Source organism: Acidimicrobiales bacterium, assembly GCA_040219515.1.
Lineage (GTDB): Bacteria > Actinomycetota > Acidimicrobiia > Acidimicrobiales > Aldehydirespiratoraceae > JAJRXC01.
The window spans coordinates 116,893-136,541 of sequence record JAVJSI010000001.1 but is presented as its reverse complement, the minus strand read 5'-3'; the positions used below and the strand labels follow the sequence as shown (position 1 = coordinate 136,541).

Annotated in this window: 21 protein-coding genes; 17 read left to right on the top strand and 4 right to left on the bottom strand. The window is 67.9% G+C overall.

All coding sequences use genetic code 11. The features are described from left to right. The first annotated feature begins 14 nt into the window (after positions 1 to 14). The 7 genes from RIB98_00675 (at position 15) to RIB98_00645 (ending at position 5,611) form a co-directional block, all read left to right on the top strand. A complete protein-coding gene (locus RIB98_00675) occupies positions 15 to 1,211 on the top strand; it encodes an amidohydrolase family protein (protein MEQ8839469.1) in 1,197 nt (398 codons plus the stop codon). A 222-nt stretch (positions 1,212 to 1,433) separates the two neighbouring features. Then, complete coding sequence (locus tag RIB98_00670; protein ID MEQ8839468.1) at positions 1,434 to 2,021, top strand: SGNH/GDSL hydrolase family protein; 588 nt, start codon at positions 1,434 to 1,436, stop codon at positions 2,019 to 2,021. 10 nt (positions 2,022 to 2,031) lie between these two features. Continuing rightward, positions 2,032 to 3,291, top strand: coding sequence for an acyl-CoA dehydrogenase family protein (locus RIB98_00665; protein ID MEQ8839467.1), 1,260 nt, complete (start codon positions 2,032 to 2,034; stop codon positions 3,289 to 3,291). 57 nt (positions 3,292 to 3,348) lie between these two features. Then, on the top strand, positions 3,349 to 3,528 hold the full coding sequence (locus RIB98_00660; protein ID MEQ8839466.1) for a hypothetical protein: 180 nt from the start codon (positions 3,349 to 3,351) through the stop codon (positions 3,526 to 3,528). Between the two features lie 136 nt (positions 3,529 to 3,664). Then, entirely contained in the window at positions 3,665 to 4,033 is a 369-nt protein-coding gene (locus RIB98_00655; GenBank protein ID MEQ8839465.1) for a PEP-utilizing enzyme, read from the top strand. Further along, positions 4,030 to 4,467: an MOSC domain-containing protein gene (locus RIB98_00650; protein ID MEQ8839464.1), complete on the top strand. Its 438-nt coding sequence runs from the start codon at positions 4,030 to 4,032 to the stop codon at positions 4,465 to 4,467. The genes RIB98_00655 and RIB98_00650 overlap by 4 nt, the downstream gene beginning before the upstream one ends. A gap of 64 nt (positions 4,468 to 4,531) precedes the next feature. After that, positions 4,532 to 5,611 (top strand): site-2 protease family protein, encoded by a 1,080-nt coding sequence (locus RIB98_00645; protein MEQ8839463.1) that lies wholly within the window; start codon positions 4,532 to 4,534, stop codon positions 5,609 to 5,611. 35 nt (positions 5,612 to 5,646) lie between these two features. On the opposite strand, the gene RIB98_00640 is transcribed toward RIB98_00645, so the two are convergent. After that, the gene (locus RIB98_00640) at positions 5,647 to 6,483 is read right to left on the bottom strand and encodes a sugar phosphate isomerase/epimerase (protein MEQ8839462.1); all 837 of its coding nucleotides are present in this window, start codon (positions 6,481 to 6,483) and stop codon (positions 5,647 to 5,649) included. Between the two features lie 53 nt (positions 6,484 to 6,536). On the opposite strand from RIB98_00640, the gene RIB98_00635 reads away from it, so the two are divergent. Both RIB98_00635 and RIB98_00630 read left to right on the top strand, forming a co-directional pair. Further along, the gene (locus tag RIB98_00635) at positions 6,537 to 7,316 is read left to right on the top strand and encodes an enoyl-CoA hydratase/isomerase family protein (protein ID MEQ8839461.1); all 780 of its coding nucleotides are present in this window, start codon (positions 6,537 to 6,539) and stop codon (positions 7,314 to 7,316) included. 2 nt (positions 7,317 to 7,318) lie between these two features. Further along, complete coding sequence (locus tag RIB98_00630) at positions 7,319 to 8,209, top strand: SDR family oxidoreductase (GenBank protein ID MEQ8839460.1); 891 nt, start codon at positions 7,319 to 7,321, stop codon at positions 8,207 to 8,209. On the opposite strand, the gene RIB98_00625 is transcribed toward RIB98_00630, so the two are convergent. Beyond that, positions 8,210 to 9,817 carry a hypothetical protein gene (locus RIB98_00625; GenBank protein ID MEQ8839459.1) on the bottom strand — a complete coding sequence of 536 codons (1,608 nt, stop codon included), beginning with the start codon at positions 9,815 to 9,817 and terminating at the stop codon, positions 8,210 to 8,212. A gap of 6 nt (positions 9,818 to 9,823) precedes the next feature. Next, positions 9,824 to 10,867, bottom strand: coding sequence for a ferritin-like domain-containing protein (locus tag RIB98_00620; GenBank protein ID MEQ8839458.1), 1,044 nt, complete (start codon positions 10,865 to 10,867; stop codon positions 9,824 to 9,826). 50 nt (positions 10,868 to 10,917) lie between these two features. Here RIB98_00620 and RIB98_00615 point away from each other — a divergent pair, with 50 nt between their 5' ends. The 4 genes from RIB98_00615 (at position 10,918) to RIB98_00600 (ending at position 14,124) form a co-directional block, all read left to right on the top strand. Continuing rightward, complete coding sequence (locus RIB98_00615) at positions 10,918 to 11,661, top strand: sulfite exporter TauE/SafE family protein (GenBank protein MEQ8839457.1); 744 nt, start codon at positions 10,918 to 10,920, stop codon at positions 11,659 to 11,661. 1 nt (position 11,662) lies between these two features. Further along, positions 11,663 to 12,661, top strand: a complete 999-nt coding sequence (gene add / locus RIB98_00610) for an adenosine deaminase (protein ID MEQ8839456.1) — start codon at positions 11,663 to 11,665, stop codon at positions 12,659 to 12,661. A 108-nt stretch (positions 12,662 to 12,769) separates the two neighbouring features. Beyond that, positions 12,770 to 13,549 (top strand): SDR family oxidoreductase, encoded by a 780-nt coding sequence (locus RIB98_00605; protein MEQ8839455.1) that lies wholly within the window; start codon positions 12,770 to 12,772, stop codon positions 13,547 to 13,549. Positions 13,550 to 13,563: 14 nt separating this feature from the next. After that, complete coding sequence (locus RIB98_00600; protein ID MEQ8839454.1) at positions 13,564 to 14,124, top strand: hypothetical protein; 561 nt, start codon at positions 13,564 to 13,566, stop codon at positions 14,122 to 14,124. 18 nt (positions 14,125 to 14,142) lie between these two features. Here RIB98_00600 and RIB98_00595 read toward each other — a convergent pair whose 3' ends face one another. Continuing rightward, positions 14,143 to 15,750: a YdiU family protein gene (locus RIB98_00595; GenBank protein ID MEQ8839453.1), complete on the bottom strand. Its 1,608-nt coding sequence runs from the start codon at positions 15,748 to 15,750 to the stop codon at positions 14,143 to 14,145. 45 nt (positions 15,751 to 15,795) lie between these two features. Between RIB98_00595 and RIB98_00590 the strand changes: the two genes are divergently transcribed. The 4 genes from RIB98_00590 to RIB98_00575 are packed head-to-tail and all read left to right on the top strand — an operon-like array spanning position 15,796 to position 19,637. Beyond that, positions 15,796 to 16,191, top strand: coding sequence for a heavy metal-responsive transcriptional regulator (locus RIB98_00590; GenBank protein ID MEQ8839452.1), 396 nt, complete (start codon positions 15,796 to 15,798; stop codon positions 16,189 to 16,191). A gap of 34 nt (positions 16,192 to 16,225) precedes the next feature. After that, positions 16,226 to 18,418: a heavy metal translocating P-type ATPase gene (locus tag RIB98_00585; GenBank protein ID MEQ8839451.1), complete on the top strand. Its 2,193-nt coding sequence runs from the start codon at positions 16,226 to 16,228 to the stop codon at positions 18,416 to 18,418. After that, positions 18,388 to 18,882 carry an SDR family oxidoreductase gene (locus RIB98_00580; GenBank protein MEQ8839450.1) on the top strand — a complete coding sequence of 165 codons (495 nt, stop codon included), beginning with the start codon at positions 18,388 to 18,390 and terminating at the stop codon, positions 18,880 to 18,882. The genes RIB98_00585 and RIB98_00580 overlap by 31 nt, the downstream gene beginning before the upstream one ends. Continuing rightward, positions 18,879 to 19,637 (top strand): crotonase/enoyl-CoA hydratase family protein, encoded by a 759-nt coding sequence (locus tag RIB98_00575; protein MEQ8839449.1) that lies wholly within the window; start codon positions 18,879 to 18,881, stop codon positions 19,635 to 19,637. The genes RIB98_00580 and RIB98_00575 overlap by 4 nt, the downstream gene beginning before the upstream one ends. The last annotated feature ends 12 nt before the right edge of the window (positions 19,638 to 19,649 follow it).

Genomic DNA, 19,649 nt, shown 5'->3' with positions numbered 1-19,649 from the left:
AATGAGGACTCGTCATGACCCCTGAAGATCTCGACTACAAGCCCTTCGACGCCGACAACCACTACTACGAGGCGCTCGATGCGTTCACTCGTCATGTGCCGGCGGAGATGCAACCCCGGGTCGTGCAGTGGGTCGAGCAGGACGGTCGCAAGTACCACCTGGTCGGCGGTCAGATCAGCCACGCGGTCGTCAACCCCACCTGGGACCCGGTGGCGATGCCCGGCGCGCTCCACGAATACTTCAAGGGCAACCCCAGCGGTCGCAGCCCGCTCGAGATGCTCAAGGAGCGCGAGCCGCTGCCGCCGTACTACATGAACAACGACGCTCGGGTCGAGCTGATCGAGTCGCAGGGCCTCCAATCGGTGTGGCTCTTCCCGACCCTGGGCGTGCTCTACGAAGAGCTCATCAAGGACGACGTCGAGGCGTGCAGCGCCATGATGACGGCCTTCAACCAGTGGCTCCTCGAAGACTGGGGCTACGACTACAAGGACACCATCTTCGGTGCCCCCTACCTGTGCCTCGGCGATGTCGACGCGGCCGCGGCCGAGGTCGACAAGGTCATCGCTGCCGGCGCCCGCGTGCTGGTCATGCGACCTGCGCCGGTCACCACGCCCACCGGGGTGAAGTCGCCGTTCGATCCGCACTTCGATCCGGTCTGGTCGCGGATCAACGAAGCCGGTGTCACGCTGGTCGTGCACGCGTCCGACTCGGGCTATTCCACGCAGGGCTACGCCGACGGGCGCTTCTCCGCTGCCGGTCTCGGCAAGGGCAACTACAGCGGTCCCTCGATCGGCAGTTTCTCGATCGAGCGTGCGGCCCAGGACTGGCTCATCCAGGCGGTGTTCCAGAAGATCTTCGATCGCTTCCCGAACCTGCGGTTCGCCTCGGTCGAGAACGGCTCCGACTTCCTCGGCCCGATGTTCCGCAAGTTCGACCAGACGGTCAAGAAGAGCTTCGGCTGGTTCAACGACCATCCGACCGACACCTTCAAGCAGCACGTCTGGATCAACCCGTTCTGGGAGGACGACGTCAACGAGGTGGCCGCGTTCATGGGCACCGATCGCGTGATCTTCGGCTCCGACTGGCCCCACATCGAAGGCCTGCCCAAGCCGCTCGACTATCTGGTCGAACTCAAGGAGTTCAACGCTGCGGAGCAGAAGCAGATCCTGCTCGACAACGTCAGCTTCCTGAACACCCCACAGCCCATCTGACCCGGAGGGCCACCGCGTGGCCCGCTGACCTGATCGACACCGGCCAACTCGACGAAGACCAGCGGGTCAAACAAACCAAACCTCGCGTCCGATGGCGGCGAATCGGTAGTACTCTTCGCCATGGTCCGATACGGCGGGATTGTTCTACTCCTCGGCTTGCTTCTCTCCTCGTGCAGAATCGGGCAGTGGGTCGGTGACCCCGAATCCCCGTCGGTCGTCATCATGGGCGACTCGCTGGTGTTCTCGAGCGAGACATCAGGCCTGAAGGGCACCGAGTCGTGGATCACCGACGAGATCGTCGCGGGCGGCAACCAGGCCAACGTCACAGGTTGGATCGGCGCGACCGTCAACTACACGTATCTGAATCTCTGGAATCACCCGAGCCGCCAGGGGGTCACCCCCGACGTGCTCGTGGTGGCACTCGGCACGAACGACATGAAGGTCGACCCCCTGAGCGGACTTCCACCGACGACGCCCGAGGCCGCTGCCCTCGTGCTGGGGGCCTGGCTCGCCGAGGTTCCCGACGCGTGTGCGCTTGGTCGGTGTTGCCGAGTCTGTCACCGGTTGGGGCCTCGACATCACGGGCCCGGGATGGAACGCCATGCTGGCCGCAACAGCCTCGGCGCATGCCGACGCGGCGTACGTCGCATGGGAGCCTCTCCCGGCATGGACCGGCGACGGTGCCTCTCCGCACCTGACTCCCGATGGGAGAGTTGCCTACCGGGCCCTCCTGGTCTCGGCCGCAATGAGCTGTCAGGGGTGACGCTCTCTCCCTCCGGGCGAAGTGAACGCACACTAACTTCTTGCTAGAATTCGGCTCATGAGCACGCCTCCTCCCAACGCTGAAGTCGTCCGCGCCGAACTCGAAGCCTGGCTCGACGAGAACTGGGACGAGAGTCTCACCGTCGAGGAATGGTGGGCGCGGTTGGCCCCTACGGGCTATGCCCACCCCACGCTGCCGGAGAACGCCGGTGGCAAGGGCTGGGGCCGCGACCTCGCGGCCGTCGTCAACACCACGATGGCCGAGCGCCAGGTGATGGGTCCGCCCTCGTCGGGGCTCGGCTGGATGCTCGCCGCCCCCACGATCGCCGCGCACGCCACCCAGGAGCAGATCGACCAGTTCGTGCCGCCGATCCTCACCGGCCAGGTGGGTTGGTGCCAGCTCTTCTCCGAGCCCGGTGCCGGGTCCGACCTCGCCGGGCTCGGCTGCAAGGCCGAGAAGGACGGCGACGAGTGGGTCATCACCGGGCAGAAGGTGTGGACCTCCGGTGGTCAAGTGGCCGAGATGGGCATGCTGATCGCCCGTACCGATCCCGACGCGCCCAAGCACAAGGGCATCAGCTACTTCGCCTTCGAGATGGATCAGCCCGGTGTCACCGTGGTGCCGCTCACCGAGATGACCGGTCGGGCGTTGTTCAACGAGGTGTTCATCGACGAGGCCCGCGTGCTCGACGCCAACATGATCGGCGGACTCAACAACGGTTGGGCCGTGGCCAACTCCACTCTGATGTTCGAGCGGGCATCGCTCGGATCGGCGGGCAAGAAGCCGCAGACCGCCACGCCCGGTTCGAAGGGCAAGGCGCTGCAGCGGCCGGTCACCGACTTCGCCAAGAAGGACCGCTCCGAGGGTGGTGTGCCGTCGCTCGGCCCGGGACTGTGGCAGTACTACGTCGATCTGGCCACGAAATCGGGCCGCATCACCGATCCCGTCCTGCGCCAGGAACTCGTGAAGCTCTATTCGCTCATCGAGATCAACCGGCTCGGCACGCTGCGAGCCAAGGACCCCAGCCAGCGAACGGGGGCCGAGCCCAACATCGGCAAGCTCCACATGAGCGAGCTGTTCCGCCAATTCCGCGAGGTCGGTCTGTCGGTGCTGGGTGCCGACGGCATGCTCTGGGGCGACAGCGAGCCCACGACCGGCGGCAGTGTCGGCGAGTTGGCGACGTTCTCGCCCGGCCCGTCGATCTACGGCGGCACCGACGAGATCCAGAAGAACATCCTCGGCGAGCGCATCCTGGGTCTTCCCCGTGAGCCCGGCCCCGACAAGGGCACCCCCTTCAAGGACCTCCCCAGAAACTGACCGTTGCATTCGGGGTCAGACCCCCGTTGCAGTTTGGCCCCCCGTTGGGTTGTCGCCATGTCGCGGCGACGGATCATCGGGATCGTGTTCGTGGGGGTCGTTGCGATCTTGTTCATGCTCTCGTCGCTGAATCCGTTACTCGCGGCCGGGGCGATCAATCGGCTTGAACAGCGATGTCCCGAGAAGCTCGCGGACACGTGGACCTACGACCGCAGCGGGATCACCCCGCTGGCGTAGTCCTGCACCATCGAGTGGCAGGACGGGACCAGCGACGTCCGCCGACCGTTCGGCTGACGGCGAGTCCAGACGGTCCCACTGTCGTCAACTGCAACGGGGGTCTGACCCCAAATGCAACGGTCGTAGGATTGGTGGGGTGGGAGCGGATTGTGAGGTCGTCGGTATCGGCGTGAGCCCGGGGGTCGGGCGGGGGGAGCTCCATGTCGATGTCGATGCTGCGCTGGACGCGCTCGACGCCGGCAGGCACGTCGTGCTGGCGCTCGACATGTCATCGCCGGCGGATGTCGTCGCGATGACCAGGGCGGCGGCGATCATCGCCGTGCGAGGCAACCTGCACAGCCACACGGCGATCGTCGCGAACGCAGCGGGAGTGCCGGCGGTCGTCGGTCTCATGGACATGGTCATCGGCGCCACCGGTGTCGAGATCGATGGCGTGGCCGTCCCCGTCGGCACGGCCATGATGGTCGATGGCGCATTGGGTGTCGTTCGCTGGGACGCGCCGTGAGCGAGCAGCCGACGGTGGTCGGGATCCACCTCGCGAAGGCAACCCGGCTGGGAATGAAGCCGGTCGGCTCTGCGGAGATCGAGACGAACGCCGGCCTCGTCGGCGACCGCTACCACGGGTCGAAACACCGCCAGCTCAGCGTGCAGTCGCAGAGCGAACTCGCCGAGGCGGAGGAGAAGTTCGGCCGGCTGATCGACCCGCTCCTCACCCGGCGCAACGTCACGATCAGTCATGGTGACATTCCGCGTTCGCCTGGTCACCGCTGGCTGATCGGTGAGATCGAGCTCGAGGTCGTTCGAGACGCGGCACCGTGCAAGATGCTCGACATGGAGATCGGCGACGGCGCTCGTACCGCGATGCGACGACGGGCCGGCGTCATCTGCCGGGTCGTCTCCGGCGGAACGGTGACACTCGGCGACGAGGTCCGGCTGTGATCGCGGTGGCCCAGTGATCAACGTCTTCGGGTTTCCGACGCACGTCCGCTCGACCTTTCTGGTCTTGATCGCGCTGATCGGCTGGTACCCCGACATCACTGCACTGCGCCTCATTCTGTGGGTGGCGGTCGCGAGCGCGGCGGTGATGTGGCACGAACTCGGCCACGCCTTCGCCGCCCGTCGGCTCGGGGCGTCCCCCACCATCGAGCTCTACGGCTTCGGTGGGGCGACCAGCTGGCGACCGGTGGGCGAGCCTTCGCGGTCCCAACTGATCGGCGTGTCGTTCGCGGGCCCGTTCGCCGGATTCGTGGTCGGTGCCGCGATGGGGATCGGTGTTGCCATTGCCGGCGGCGTCGGAAGCGGGGACGCCCGCTACTTCGTGCTGATCGTGCTCTGGACGAACGTCGGATGGGGGCTGGTGAACCTGTTGCCGATCCTGCCCCTCGATGGGGGGCACATCCTCGCCGAGCTGCTCCCGGGCGACCGGGCGACCCGCACGCAACGGGCCGCCCTCGTGTCGATCGTCGTCGCGATCGCGGCAATCGTCGGTCTGCTGTCGATCGGTGTGATCTTCGGTGCCCTGATCCTCGGCTGGATCGTCATGGCCAACGTTTCATCGATCCGGGCCGAGCGAGCGACGCGTCGGCGGGCCGACCTCGAGGAGCAAGCCCGCGACGCCCTCCATCGACTCGGCGCCGGTGATTCGGGCGCGATGGGTGACATTCGCGGCCTTCTCGACGAGCTCCGACCCGACTCGGCGCCCTTCCGGGCTGTGGCCATCGAGACCGCCGCCGCCACGGGCAACACCAGCGGCGCGCGCGACCTGCTGCAGTCGTCACCCGAGGGCGAGGCCCTCCCGCCGGGGCTCTACGCGCTGGTCTTCGCGATCGAGAGCGACGGGCATGACGGCGTCACCGAGCTGCTCGAGATCTTCCACCGTGAGCCGGTCGCTCGACACGCGCGCTGGCTGGCTTTGGCGTTGCGCAGCGCAGGACGGCTCGACGAGCTCGCATCGGTCATGCGAGCGACCGGCGTCGACGACCCGGACATCCTGAGCGAGGCGGCGTCGGTCGCTGACGCCCTCGGCCACCCGTCGACCGCCCGGCAGGTCCGCTCCCTCGGCCCCGACCCCTCCGCAACTTGAGGCGAATTTACCACCGCGCCGGTGGTCAACTCACATCAATTTCGTGAAGGGGAGGGGAGGATGGCGCGGGAGGCGTCGTGGACGGACCGGGCCATGGCGTGGCGGCCGGTGGCGAGGAGGTCGTCGTTGAACACCTCGGCGGCCACGAACGGGTCGCTGCCGATGTGATCGAGGGCGGTCCAGAGCTCGTCGTAGTCGACGGCGCCGGCGCCGGGGAGTCGGCGGGCGTGCATGGCCTCGTTCTCGATCTCGTCGACGGGCATGTCCTCCGCAGCCGAGGGCTCACAGAGCTGGACGTAGGCGATGCGGTCGCCGGGCAGCGACCGCAGCAGGTCGACGTCCGGTCCGCCGGGCTGGCGGATCCAGTGGAACGTGTCGAGCAGGATCGTCGCATTGACTTCACCGGCATCGATGATGAGCTCGTTGGCTGCGGCCAGCGTGGCCACGCCCGTCCACGGCAGGAACTCGAGCGCGATGACCATGTCGGCCTCGGCGGCTCGGGCGGCGATCGACGCAAGTCCCTCGACCGCCGCGGCGCGATCGTCGAGGGGCCCGAGGCAGGCTGCGCCCACGATGTCGGCGCCGAGATCGTGGCCGGACGCGATGAGGCCGTCGATCTCCGCGGTCGCGTGGTCGCTCGGCCCGGCGGTCCAGCCGATGGCCGCTTCGACCGCCCGCACGGTGAGGCCCGAGTCGCGCACCGCGTCGACGGCACCGTCGCCCGCGAACAGCAGGTGGAACGGGTACAGGCTGACGGCGTCGAATCCGGCCGCAACGGTGGCATCGAGATAGTCGCGGAACGACTCGGCATCGACCGCCATGATGTCGGCCAAGAGCGTCGAAGGACAGTTCCCGAGCGAGGTGATCTCCATCGGCGGAGTCTTCCCGACGTGCCCTGTCGCGGCGAATCGGCCAAGATCACCTCGTGACCGACAAGATCCGACTCGACATCGATGGCGGCGTCGCCACCATCACCAACGACAACACCGACAAGCACAATGCGTTCGACGACGAGATGGATGCTCGACTCTTCGAGATCCTCGACGAGCTCATCGCCACGCCAACCGTCCGCGCCGTCATCTGGCGCGGCGAGGGGAAGAGCTGGTCATCGGGTCGTGACGTGGCGGCCATCGGCAACAACGTCACCGAGCTCACCCACCACGAACTGATGTCACGTGGACACCGCGGCATCCAGAAGATCTGGGATCTCGAGGCCCCGATCATCGTCCCCATCCAGGGCTGGGCCATCGGTGGCTCGTTCCAACGGGCGCTCATGTGCGACATCCGCATCGCCGCCGAGGGGGCCCGGTTCATGCTTCCGGAAGTGGGCCACGGTGTCATCCCCGACACCGGTGGAATGGGCGTGCTCTACGAGATGTGCGGTCATGGGCTGGTGAGCGACATGGTCCTGACCGGTCGCCGGCTCTCCGCCGAGGAAGCCCTGCAGCACGGCATCGTGAGCCGCATCGTGGCCCCTGCCGAACTCGACGCCACCGCTCGCGAGATGGCGGAGAAGATCGCGGCGTCGCCGGCGGTCACGGTGAAGCTCGCCCGCCGGGTGATCAGCCACCTGAGTCGCCCCGAGATCCGTTCGTCGATGGAGGACGAGCTGATCTATCAGACGTTCCTCAACAAGTCCGAGGACTTCGCCGAGTTCAAGGCCGCCCGGGCCGAAGAACGCGAACCGCACTACCGAGGGAGCTGACCATGACCGGCAATGTCCAGGGAATCCCGCAACCCCCACCGCCCGGCGCGTCGGCACTGCCCGACGGCACATACGACGGCGTGTGCGTCTTCATCACCGGTGCCGGCACCGGGCTCGGCAAGGGCATCGCGCAGGAGTTCGCCCGCCTCGGCGCGTCGATCGTCATCGCCAGCCGCAAGCCCGAGCACCTCGACGCCGGCCGTGCCGCCATCGAGGAACTGGGCGCGCCGGTGGAGACGGTCGTCTGCGACATCCGGGAGCCCGAGAGCATCGCGGCTGCGTTCGACGCGGCCGAGGCGACCTTCGGTCTTCCCCAGGTCTGCGTCAACAACGCGGCCGCCAACTTCCCGGTGCCGGCCGAGGACATGTCGCCCAATGCATGGCGCACGGTGGTCGACATCACCCTCAACGGCACCTTCTTCGTCGCCCGCGAGTTCGGGCGCCGTCACCTCGACGCAGGCACGCCCGGCAGCATCATCAATGTCGGCGCGTCCTACGCGTGGACCGGCGGCCCCGGTTTCGCCCACTCGGCCGCAGCCAAGGCCGGTGTGAAGAACATGGTCGAGAGCCTGGCCGTGGAGTGGGGTCCCTACGGCATCCAGGTCAACGGGCTGGTGCCGGGGCTGATCCCCCACGAGGACATGACCGCCGACATCCAGGGCAACCTCGCCCGCGCGGACCCGGAGAAGGACATGCTCCAGCCCGCGATGCGGGTGGGTACCCGGCGTGAGTTCGGTTGGGCGGCGACCTTCCTGGCCAGCCCGTATGCCCGATTCATCACCGGCCACACACTGGTGGTCGACGGTGCCAACTGGCAGCGTCGGGCGATGACCAACCCCACGGTCGTGCCCATTCGGGAGCAGATGGGCAAGGCGCCCTTCAGCCTCGACTGATCAGTCCGGGGTCGAGTGCCACAGCACGGCAGTGGCGGCGCCGTGCAGCAGGCTCAACTGGGCCGCGCCGAGCGAGGGATAGTCGGCGACAGCGGCACGGAACGCGGCGCGATCGATGAGCTCCCAGGCATCGCTGTCCGTGGCGGCGATGTCGGCGAAGACGCTCGACCGCTCGTCGGACTGAGTGGTGAGGCCACGCTTCATGAACGAGTCGGTGCTCGCGGCCGGCGCGGCCGGCGTGGAGCCTGTGGGCGCGGGCGGCGGCGCGTCGCGGAGAGTGGGCGCGAGTGCTTCGAGGACGAGGTCGCCGAGTGGCGCGTCGGGGTGGTGCCACATTGCGTCCAGTCCGACCTCGACCAGTGCTTTCGTGTAGAGCGGGTAGCGCCGCGCCGCGTCGGTGTAGTCGTCGACGCGGGTGGCGCGTGACCGGAGCCGGCCGCGGGCGTAGTGGCGATGAACGCCGTGCCACACGGAGATCTCCGGCGTGCCGGCGAGCGTGAGTTCCGTCCGGAGATCCGTGTCGGCCTGCCACTGGCCGTCCTGGTTCAGCAGGAGTAGTCGACCGGCTCCGAACGCGGCGGCGACCGCGGCGGGGTCGTCGACGGCCCGTCTCGTGCGGCTTCGGCCCGTTCGCCATCCTCGGAGGAGTTCGCCGTAGAGGCCGGAGATGCGGACCTCGGGCACCCGCTCAGGCGTCGCTCGCAGGCCATCCTTGGCATTGTTCAGACCGCAGGTGATCCTGGCATTCGTGCGGAACCGATCGGCGAGATCGGCGGTCGTCGTCGGGTACGGGAACCCGAGTCGATGGCGCAGCCCGAGCTGGGCGGCTCGCGCCGAGGCGACCCGGGCGTCGTGCAGGCCGAGGCCGCCGATCGTCTGGAACTGGAGGTCGTGGGCCCGTCCGAGATCGAGCAGGGTGGCAAGGATCAGGTGCGAGTCGTTGCCGGCGGTGAGATCGACCACCACCTCGGTGCCGACGCCGTCGACGGCGCGGCCGACCGATGATCGCAGCTCGTCGACTGCCCGTTCCACCAGATCGGGGAGTGACGGCGCGGCGTCGCCGCGGTGCCAGCTGATCGCGCCGGGATTCGCCAACGTCTCGACCCGACCCTGCGAGATGGCGACGCGTTGTTGCGGATCGACGCCCCGGATCTCTCGGTAGCCGGAAGCGCCGGGCAACGCGAAGCCGCCGCCGGCCAGGCTGGCGGCGACCGTCAGGTCTTTCGTGAGCGGTTCGCCGAGCGCGGTTGCGAGATGCGCCAGCAGTTCGACCCGGGTGGAGATCGCCGCCACGTCCCGCCCCTGCCAGGTGTACATCGCCCCGTAACCGAGAGGATCAGCGGTCGCCTCGGCTCTCCCCGGGTCCGCGAGAAGCGTCGTGAACGCCTCGGATCCGAAGCTCGCCTCGAGTCTGTCGGGTCTGTTCGTCACCGTCGTGAGCAACCCGTCGGACCGCCGCCAGGTGCGCACCGCCATCGAGCCGGTGCTCGTCGGGACCCACACGGGGTCGGCGACGAAGCCCGGTGCCGGTTCGCACGCCGCGAGCGCACCGGTGAGGTCGACCGGGCGGCCCGGGCGAACAGCGACAGCGAGGAACGCCCCGCTCACCCTCGCTCAGACCTTGATGTCGGGAAGTGCGAGCAGTTCGTCGCCGGCGGGGTCGTCCTCGAAGCGGATGATGTCGATCTCCTCGAACTTCGTGCGCAGCCAGCCGTCGCCCGCGTCGAGCAGGCCGAGCTTCTTGCAGTTCGGCACGATCTTGGCGAAGAGGATGCCCTGGAGCTCCTTCTGGATCGGCATGGCGAGCACGGTCTCCATCACCCATTTGGTGTCGACGCCGAGCGAGTCCCACATCTCCTCGTTGATGGTGCGGCGCCGCATGTGGTCGATGGCCGCGTAGCAGAACTCCTGGCGATCACGGATCTCCTGGCCGTTGAGGTCCTGGTAGTACTCGTCGAGGCTGAGGATGCCGAACGCCACGTGGCGGGCTTCGTCGGCCATGACGTATTTCAGCAGGTCCGACAGCAGCGGTTCCTTGGTGGAGTGGCGCATCATGCCGAACGCCGCGAGGGCCAAGCCCTCGATGACGACCTGCATGCCGAGGTAGACGATGTCCCACCGGTCGTCGGTGATGACCTCGCTGAGCAGCTGGTTGAGGTCGGGATTGATCGGGAAGGTGCCGCCCAGCTTCTCGTCGGAGTACTTGGCGAAGACCTCGACGTGGCGGGCCTCATCGACGACCTGGGTGGACGCGTAGTACTTCGCCTCGATCCAGGGCACGCTCTCGACGAGGCGGCTCGTGCACAGCAGCGCGCCCTGTTCACCGTGGAGGAACTGGCTCATCGACGCTTTCTGGTTGGCGATGGCGAACTCGAGGAACTCCTTGTCGCCCCACGACGCGATCGGTGATCCGTCGAGCGACGCCAGGTACTTGGCCTGCCAGCCGACCGGGACTCCCATCGCTGCGGCCCCTTCGACGATCTCCTTCTCGGGGTCGACGTCGATCGTCCAGTCGAGATCGGTCGTGGAGTTCCACTGGTTGGCCTTGGCCTTCTCGTAGAGCTTGTCGAGCCCGGCCCGGCCGCGTTCGTAGTCCCAGGTGAAGGTCGTGTCGAACGCGCTGTCGAGCGACGCGGTGGTCGTGTCCGTGGTGAGCATGACTGACACTGTAAGCCGTGAGGCGGGGTCGGCGGAAGTAGCGTGCGGCGATGGAATTGGTCCACGTGGTGTTGCTGCTCGGCGGCGGTCTCGTCGCCGGCGTGGTCAACGCCATGGCCGGCGGCGGTTCGTTGTTGACGGTGCCGCTGCTGGTGTTCGCGGGGGTGCCCGGCAACACGGCCAACGGATCGAACCGCGTCGGGGTACTGGCCAACGCGGTCAGCTCAGCGAGCACGTTCCGCCGGTTGGGCGTGCAGGGTCTGAGCGGCATCGGCCGCATCCTCGGCCCCGCCGTCGTGGGCTCGCTCATCGGCTCCGTCGTCGTCACGAACCTGGCCGACGACACCTTCGAGCAGGTGTTCGGCTTCGTGATGATCCCCGTGCTCCTGCTGTCCGTTCGCCGTCCCGACGTCGAGGCGATGGCCGACCGGCCTCAGTGGCCGACCTGGGTCACGACACTGGTGTTCTTCGGCATCGGGCTCTACGGCGGTGCCTTCCAGGCCGGAGTCGGGCTCATGATGATCGTGGCGCTTTCTCGCGCCGGGGTCGACCTCGTCATCGCCAACAACATCAAGTCGATCATCACCCTCGTGTTCACGGCCATCGCGCTGCCGGTGTTCATCATCAACGGCGACGTCGACTGGGCGCCGGCCCTGGTCCTCGCCGCCGGGCTCGCCACCGGTGGCTACATCGGCGCTCGCATCACGGTGGCAGGCGGCGAGAAGGTCGTGCGGCCCGTGCTGATCGGCGCGGTCATCGTCTTCGCGGGGCGTTTGGTCGGCTTGTATGGATGACATGGCGACTCCGTTTCCGGTCGACTTCGCACGAGCCCTGCCGAAGGCCGAACTGCACGTGCACCTGGAGGGCAGCGTCGACCCTGCCACGATGCTCAGCCTGGCGGAGCGGCACGGTGTCGAGCCGCCGGCCGCGGACCTGGCCGGCATCGTCCGGTGGCTCGAGTTCGAGGGCTTCCCCCGTTTCCTCGAGCGCTACTTCTGGGTGTGCGGACTGCTCCGGACCGCCGACGATTTCGCCGACATCGCCCACGCCTACCTGGCAACGGCGCACGAACAGGGTGCCGTCCACGTCGAGTTCCATGTGTCGTCGAGTTTTCACATCGTCGAGCGTGAGGCGGACTGGTCCGAGGTCCTCGGCGGCATCGTCGCCGGCTGCGAGCGAGCCGAGATCGACTTCGGCATCTCGTCGCTGCTGATCCCCGATCTCTCGCCTCATCTCGGCGCAGCGGCGGCCCAGCAGGCGCTCGACGTCGTGCTCGCCGAGCTCCACCCACGTGTCGTTGCGGTCGGCATGGGCGGGCCGGCCGACAACTGGCGCGACGAGGACTTCGGCACCGCGTTCACCCGGGCCCGTGATGCGGGACTCCATGCAGTGAGCCATGCCGGCGAACACGGACCGGCATGGGAAGTTCTCCACGCACTCGACGTGTTCGGGGCCGAGCGGATTCAGCACGGCATCGGTGCCATGGGCGACCCCGACGTGGTGGCCCGGCTCGTGGATGAGGGCGTCGCCTGCGACGTGTGCCCGGGCAGCAACGTGGCGCTCGGCGCCGTCGTGTCGCTCGACGCCCACCCGTTGCCGGCAATGCTCGACGCGGGGATCACCGTCACGCTCGGCTCGGATGACCCGCCGTTGTTCCACACCGACCTGCTCTCCGAGTACGAGCACGCGTGGAATCTGTGCGACCTCGACGAGGGCGGTCTCCGTACGTTGGCGGAGAACTCACTCATCGAGAGTTTCGCCCCGGTGGCGGCGGTCGACACCTGGCTGAGCTGATCTGAACGTACCTCGCGACGGTTCAGATCTCGTCGAGGATCTCCTCGCGGTGCGCACCGGGCATCCGCCAACGCACACCGTCGAACGTAGCCGCGCGAGACTCCGCCCATGGGAAGAATGGACAATCGGGCAGCAGTCATCACCGGCGCGGCAGGAGGGATCGGGTGGGCCACGGCTCGCAGGTTCGTCGCCGAGGGGGCCAAGGTCGTCGCCGTCGACATCGACACCGACCGTGGTGCCCAGATGGTCGACGAGGTGGGCGCGGCCAACGTGACCTTCGTGGAGGCCGACGTGCGATCGCCGGAGCAGGTCCGCGCGGCCGTCGATCGGTGCGTGGCCGACCACGGCCGCATCGACGTGTTGTTCAACAACGCCGCCACGTCGACCGGTGGGTATGTCGCCGATCTCGACCTCGACGGGTTCAACGACAGCATCGCCTTGATGCTCAACGGGCCGCTCCACGGCATGCAGGCGGCGATTCCCTACATGATCGAACAGGGCGTCGGTTCGATCGTGAACACGTCGTCGGTCTACGGGCTCGTGGCGGGTGCCGCGAATGCACCGTACTGCGCAGCCAAAGCCGCGCTCATCAATCTCAGCCGTGTCACTGCGGTGGAGTACGGCCGCAAGGGCATCCGCTGCAACGCGATCTGCCCGGGGGTGGTGGAGACCCCGATGTTCGAGGCGGTGCTCGGCATCGGCCTCAAGTCGCGGGAAGAGGTGGCGGCCATGCACGCCATCGGCCGGACCATCCAACCCGAGGAGGTCGCTGATCTGGTCCTCTTCCTCGGCAGCGACGAGTCGACCGCGATCACCGGTCAGGCGATCCAGATCGACGGCGGGCTGTTGTGCGACACGAATTTGACCGGCGTACCCCCGGTCGGATGAGCCAGACTGTCGCCATGACGTCAACCGAGATCTCCCACCTCGACCGCGGACAGCTCGAAGCGACGCTCGACCACGTTCGTGCATCGCCCGCCGAAGGCACCCTCGAACTGATCGTGCAGCGCCCTGCCGTCGACGAGCGTATCGAGCTGGCCGAGGCCGAACTGAACACCGACGAGGGACTCGCCGGTGACACGTGGAATCAGCGGGGATCGAAGCGAACCGAGGACGGCAGCCCGCATCCCGACATGCAGCTGAACATCATGAACGCCCGTATCCTCGCCGCGATCGCACAGTCGCCCGATCGCATGGCCCTCGCGGGCGACCAGCTCATCGTCGACATGGATCTCTCCGAGGCCAACCTCCCGGCGGGGACCGAGCTGGCGATCGGCGAAGCCGTCATCCAGGTCACCGATCAGCCCCACACCGGCTGCGCGAAGTTCAGCCGTCGGTTCGGAGTGGAAGCCCACCGTTTCGTCAACAGCGAGACCGGCAAGCAACTCCGCCTACGCGGGATCAACGCCCGGGTGGTCACGCCCGGCACGATTCGCCAGGGCGACCAGATCCGCAAGCTCTGAGGCGGCTGGAGGTCGGCTTCAGCTCGAGCAGCTGAGCATCGAGCAGCCGGCGCGGGTGCGGGCCCAGTCGGGGCGCTTCTCGGCGAATCGCTCCTTGCCCGGTTGTTCGTCGTAGGGATTGCGCAGCACGTCGAGGAGTTCGCCGATCATCACATGGTCGCCCTGCTCGGATGCATCGATGGCGAGCTGTGCCAGGTAGTTGCGCAGGACGTACTTGGGGTTGACGCCGTGCATGGCCGTTCGGCGGTCGCCGTCGCTGCGACCGTCACGGCCAACCCGCGCCGAGTAGTCGCGAAGCCAGGCCAGGGTGACGTCGCGAACCTCGCCGACGAGTTCGGCGGGGGAGTAGTACGCATCCAGCAGGGGCGCGAGCAGCGCATCCTCCTCGGTGGTCTCGCCGGGAACGTCGGCCAGGCCTCGGAAGAACACGGTCATGTCCGTCTCGATGGCGGGGAGAATGCCGGTCAGCGACTCGATGAGGTCGCGATCGGCATCGGCGTCGAAGTCGGCCAGGCCCAGCTTGGTCGCCATCATCTCGGGCCAGGCGGTGTTGAAGCGGTCGACGAAAACCTGGAGTCCGGCCTGGAGCGGCTCGACCTCGCCGATCAGCGGATGCAGGGCGTTGGCCAGCTGCGTCAGGTTCCATTGGCAGATGGCCGGTTGGGCGCCGTAGCGATAACGCTTGTGCTGGTTGTCGGTGGTGTTGGGTGTCCAGCCCGGGTCGTAGTCCTCGAGCCAGCCGTAGGGGCCGTAGTCGATCGTCAGGCCGTGGATGGACATGTTGTCGGTGTTCATGACGCCGTGGACGAAGCCGACCCGCTGCCAGTGGACGACCATGTCGGCGGTGCGGCGACAGACCTCGGCGAACCACTCGGCATAGGTCTCGGAGGTATGACCCGAGGGCGACGGCTCGCCGAGCTCGGGGAAGTGAGTGTCGATCGTGTAGTCGGCCAGGCGGCGCAGGTTGTCGGCGTCCTGTCGCCAGGCGAACAGTTCGAAGTTGCCGAACCGGATGAACGACGGCGCAACGCGGCACACGATGGCGCCAGGTTCGAGCGCCGGACGCCCGTCGTAGAACATGTCGCGCATCACCTTGTCGCCGGTGAGCGACAGGCTGAGGGCGCGGGTGGTCGGCACGCCCAGGTGGTGCATCGCCTCGCTGCAGAGGAACTCGCGGATCGAGCTGCGCAGCACCGCGAGGCCGTCGGCCGTGCGGGAGTACGGGGTGGGCCCGGCGCCCTTGAGTTGCAGGGTCTGGCGGCCGTGATCGGGGGTGACGATCTCGCCGAGGGTGATGGCCCGGCCGTCGCCGAGCTGGCCGGCGAAGTTGCCGAACTGGTGACCGGCATAGGCCATGGCGTGTGGGTCCATGCCGGGGAGCAGTTCGTTGCCCGTGAACACGGCGGCGAAGCGGTCGGCGTTGGCGCCGCCGGCCTCCGTGCGGTCGATGCCGAGCTCGTCGAGCATCTCGCCGGAAACCGCCAGCAGCGAGGGCGATTCGGTGGGCGCCGGCGCCACCCGGGAGTAGGCCGCGTCGGTCACCTGACGAGGACGGACCTCGGTCGACGGATCAGCGGGAAGCGCCGCGGTGAACGTGTTGTCGAACGTCAGTTGGTCGAGTCTCATGGGAGACCTCCTCTTCTCAGCCTAGGGAGTCATACGCTCGTGGACATGAAGATCGGGGAGCTGGCCGAGCAGGCATCGGTGACGACGAAGACCATCCGCTACTACGAGTCGATCGGGTTGCTGACCGAACCGGCGCGAACGCCGTCGGGCTACCGCGACTACGACTCGGCGGGTGCCGAGCGTCTGCGCTTCATCCGTGACGCCCAGGCGACCGGCCTGTCGTTGGCCGAGATCCAGTCGGTGCTCGAACTCAAGGACGCCGGGGAGCGCAGCTGTGCGCACACTCGAACGTTGCTGGATCGTCATCTCGACGATCTCGACGAACAGATCGCTCGCTTGGTCGAGGCCCGGGCCGAGCTCCGGAGCCTGGCCGAGCGGGCTGCGGCCCTCGATCCGACCGAGTGCACCGATCCGAACCGCTGTCAGGTGATCAGCCCTTGACCTTCCTTTCGGATGGAAGGTTTACACTGGTGTCATGACCACCGCGACAGCGAACACCAGTGAGCTCTCGATCGAGGGCATGACGTGCAGCGCGTGTGCTCGTTCGATCGAGGAAGGACTCGGACGGGTGGTCGGGGTCGAGGAGGCCCACGTCAACTTCGCCACCGGCATGGCCTCGGTACGACACGGCGACGGCGTCGAGCTGCCGATTCTGCGCGAGGTGGTCGAATCGCTCGGATATCGCGCGCCGGAAGTGCGCGATCACGATGCGGCCGAGGCCCGTCGGGAAGGCGGTCTGTGGAACCGATTCCGTGTCGCCGCCCTGCTGACGGTGCCGCTGATGCTGATCTCGATGATCGAACCGCTGCGCTTCGCTGGCTGGGAATGGGTGGCCGCCGCCCTCGCCACCCCGGTGGTGTTCGGCGCCGGTTGGGGCTTTCACCGGGTGGCCTTCGGCAACCTGCGCCATCGCATGGTCACCATGGACACGCTCGTTTCCGTCGGAACGCTGGCGGCCTGGACCTGGTCGGCCGTCGTTCTCCTCGCCGACTTGGACGAGCCGCTCTACTTCGAGACCGGCGCGGTCATCGTCACGTTGATCCTGCTCGGCAAGTGGTTCGAGGTGCGGGCCACCCGGCGCTCGGGTGACGCGATCCGGTCGCTGGCCGATCTGGGCGCGCGCACCGCGGAGCTCGAGGACGGCCGCGTGATCGCCATCGACGATCTCGAGGTCGGTATGCGCTTCCGCGTCCGGCCCGGCGAACGCATCGCCACGGACGGCGTGGTCGTCAGCGGTCGCGGTGCGATCGACAATTCGGTGGTGACGGGCGAGTCGTTGCCCGTCGAGGTGGGTGATGGCGACGACGTCATCGGCGCGGCCATCAACACCGACGGGTCTCTGCTCGTCGAGGCCCGCCGGGTGGGCGCCGACACGGCGCTCGCGCAGATCATCCGTCTCGTCGAGCAAGCCCAGGGAAGCCGGGCCCGGGTGCAGCGGCTGGCCGACCGGGTTGCATCCGTCTTCGTGCCCACGGCGATCGCCATCGCACTGGCCACCCTCGCCGCCTGGCTGATCCTGGGCCACGCCACCGCCGACGCGTTCACCGCGGCGGTCGCGGTCCTGATCATCGCGTGCCCGTGCGCGCTCGGTCTGGCCACGCCGCTGGCGATCCTGGTCGGCACCGGACGAGCGGCCCAGCTGGGCATTCTCATTCGCGGGGCCGAGGTGCTCGAGGACAGTCGCACGATCGACACGATCGTGCTCGACAAGACCGGCACGGTCACCGAAGGTCGGATGGAGCTGGTCGAGGTCCGCGGCCCGGCCGGCGAGGAGGAGGAGTTGCTTCGGCTGGCCGCCGCGCTCGAGTCGTCCTCGGAGCATCCGATCGGCCGGGCCATCGCCGCCGGGGCCGACACCTCTGCGCGAACGGTGACCGGGTTCTACAACCAGGCCGGCCGCGGCGTGGCCGGGGCCGTCGACGGCATCCGCGTGCGGGTCGGCCGGCCCGAGTTCTTCGACGAGGTCCCGGCATCGCTGTCCGACGAGATGGTCTCGGCGTCGGCCAACGGACGCACGGTCGTCCTCGTCGGCCGGGGTGGCACGGCCGAGGGCGCGATCGTCCTCGCCGACACCATCAAGCCCACCTCCGCCGCCGCGGTGGCTGCCCTGCAGTCCCGAGGACTCGAGGTCGCGCTGCTGACCGGCGACAGCGCAACGAGCGCCGCCGCCGTCGCCGAATCGGTCGGGATCGAGCGGGTGATGGCCGGCGTGCTTCCCGACGGCAAGGCGGACGAGATCAGGCGACTCCAGGCCGAAGGTCGCCGTGTGGCGATGGTGGGGGACGGCATCAACGACGCCCCCGCGCTGGCGACCGCCGACCTGGGGATCGCCATCGGCACCGGCACCGATGTCGCCATGCAGGCATCCGACCTCACCCTGGTCAGCGGTGAGTTGTCCGCGGCCGTCGACGCGATCGACCTGTCCCGCCGCACCCTCGGCATCATCAAGGGCAATCTCTTCTGGGCGTTCGCCTACAACGCCGCCGCGATTCCGCTCGCCGCCCTCGGGGTGCTCAACCCGATGATCGCGGCCGGTGCGATGGGATTCTCGTCGCTCTTCGTGGTGGGCAACAGTCTGCGGCTGCGCACGTTCCGGCCCTCGTCAACTCTGCCGGCCTCGGTTCGGCCGGTCGCACCATCGACCGCAACAACGAGCCGTTCCCGTTGAAGAACTTCGAGTTCGTCGTTCGGGTGAACCTGATCGGCTCGTTCAACATGCTCAGCCAGGCCGCGGCCGCGATGGCCCAGACCGACCCGGTCGACGACGACGGCAGCCGTGGCGCCATCGTCAACATGGCGTCGGTGGCGGCCTTCGACGGACAGATCGGGCAGTGCGCCTACTCGGCCTCGAAAGGCGGCGTCGTGGGGATGACACTGCCGATCGCCCGCGACCTGAGCGCGGTGGGGGTGCGGGTCAACACCATCGCCCCGGGGCTGATCGACACGCCCATCTACGGCGAGGGCGAGGGGTCCGAGGACTTCAAGAAGCAACTCGGCCAGTCGGTGCTGTTCCCCAAGCGGCTCGGCTCAGGGGAGGAACTCGCCTTCATGGTGATGGAGTGCCTCACCAACCCCTACATGAACGGCGAGACGATTCGTGTCGACGGCGGCGCCCGGATGCCACCGAAATGACGACCGACCAGGCCATCCTCACCGAGCGGCGGGGCCGAGTGCTCGTCATCACGATGAACCGACCCGAGGCCAGGAACGCCATCAACGGCGAACTCTCCACCGGGTTGTGGGCGGCCATCGAAGAACTCGATGTCGACCCGTCGTTGACGGCCGCGGTGTTGACCGGCGCCGGCGGCGCCTTCTGCTCCGGTATGGATCTCAAGGCCTTCGCCCGCGGTGAGGACATCGGCCCGATGACGACCTTCGTGCAGAACGGCGCCGACAAGCCCCTGATCGGCGCCATCGAGGGGTTCGCCCTCGCCGGCGGGCTCGAACTGGCGCTCACCTGTGACCTGCTCGTCGCCGCCGAAGGTGCCAGGCTCGGCATCCCCGAGGTCAAGGTTGGCTTGTTCGCGGCCGGTGCCGGTGTGATGCGTCTGCCCGGCCGGGTCGGCTACGGCAAGGCCATGGAGATGGCGATCACCGGCGACCCCATCACGGCCGAAGAAGCGCTCGCCTTCGGACTGATCACGAAGCTGGCCGCGCCGGGCAACGCGCTCGAGGTGGCGATCGAGATCGCCGAGCGGGTGGCCGCCAACGCACCGCTGGCGGTGGCTGCGTCGAAGCAGATGATCCGGGCGACACAGGGCGCGACGGAAGCCGAGCTGTGGGAGCTTCAGGCCTCGCTCGTGTCTGATGTATTCTCCTCGGACGATGCCAAGGAGGGTCCGGCGGCGTTCGCGGAGAAGCGATCGCCCCACTGGACTGGCACCTGACAAGGGGGAACA

Excerpts from the sequence above, each read along its gene's own strand:
- RIB98_00615 (MEQ8839457.1), top strand. The coding sequence starts at position 10,918 with ATGGAATTGGTCCACGTGGTGTTGCTGCTCGGCGGCGGTCTCGTCGCC.
- RIB98_00660 (MEQ8839466.1), top strand. The coding sequence starts at position 3,349 with ATGTCGCGGCGACGGATCATCGGGATCGTGTTCGTGGGGGTCGTTGCG.
- RIB98_00675 (MEQ8839469.1), top strand. The coding sequence starts at position 15 with ATGACCCCTGAAGATCTCGACTACAAGCCCTTCGACGCCGACAACCAC.
- RIB98_00600 (MEQ8839454.1), top strand. The coding sequence starts at position 13,564 with ATGACGTCAACCGAGATCTCCCACCTCGACCGCGGACAGCTCGAAGCG.
- RIB98_00665 (MEQ8839467.1), top strand. The coding sequence starts at position 2,032 with ATGAGCACGCCTCCTCCCAACGCTGAAGTCGTCCGCGCCGAACTCGAA.
- RIB98_00640 (MEQ8839462.1), bottom strand. The coding sequence starts at position 6,483 with ATGGAGATCACCTCGCTCGGGAACTGTCCTTCGACGCTCTTGGCCGAC.
- RIB98_00585 (MEQ8839451.1), top strand. The coding sequence starts at position 16,226 with ATGACCACCGCGACAGCGAACACCAGTGAGCTCTCGATCGAGGGCATG.
- RIB98_00670 (MEQ8839468.1), top strand. The coding sequence starts at position 1,434 with ATGGGCGACTCGCTGGTGTTCTCGAGCGAGACATCAGGCCTGAAGGGC.
- RIB98_00630 (MEQ8839460.1), top strand. The coding sequence starts at position 7,319 with ATGACCGGCAATGTCCAGGGAATCCCGCAACCCCCACCGCCCGGCGCG.
- RIB98_00620 (MEQ8839458.1), bottom strand. The coding sequence starts at position 10,867 with ATGCTCACCACGGACACGACCACCGCGTCGCTCGACAGCGCGTTCGAC.
- RIB98_00605 (MEQ8839455.1), top strand. The coding sequence starts at position 12,770 with ATGGGAAGAATGGACAATCGGGCAGCAGTCATCACCGGCGCGGCAGGA.
- add (MEQ8839456.1), top strand. The coding sequence starts at position 11,663 with ATGGCGACTCCGTTTCCGGTCGACTTCGCACGAGCCCTGCCGAAGGCC.
- RIB98_00575 (MEQ8839449.1), top strand. The coding sequence starts at position 18,879 with ATGACGACCGACCAGGCCATCCTCACCGAGCGGCGGGGCCGAGTGCTC.
- RIB98_00595 (MEQ8839453.1), bottom strand. The coding sequence starts at position 15,750 with ATGAGACTCGACCAACTGACGTTCGACAACACGTTCACCGCGGCGCTT.
- RIB98_00590 (MEQ8839452.1), top strand. The coding sequence starts at position 15,796 with ATGAAGATCGGGGAGCTGGCCGAGCAGGCATCGGTGACGACGAAGACC.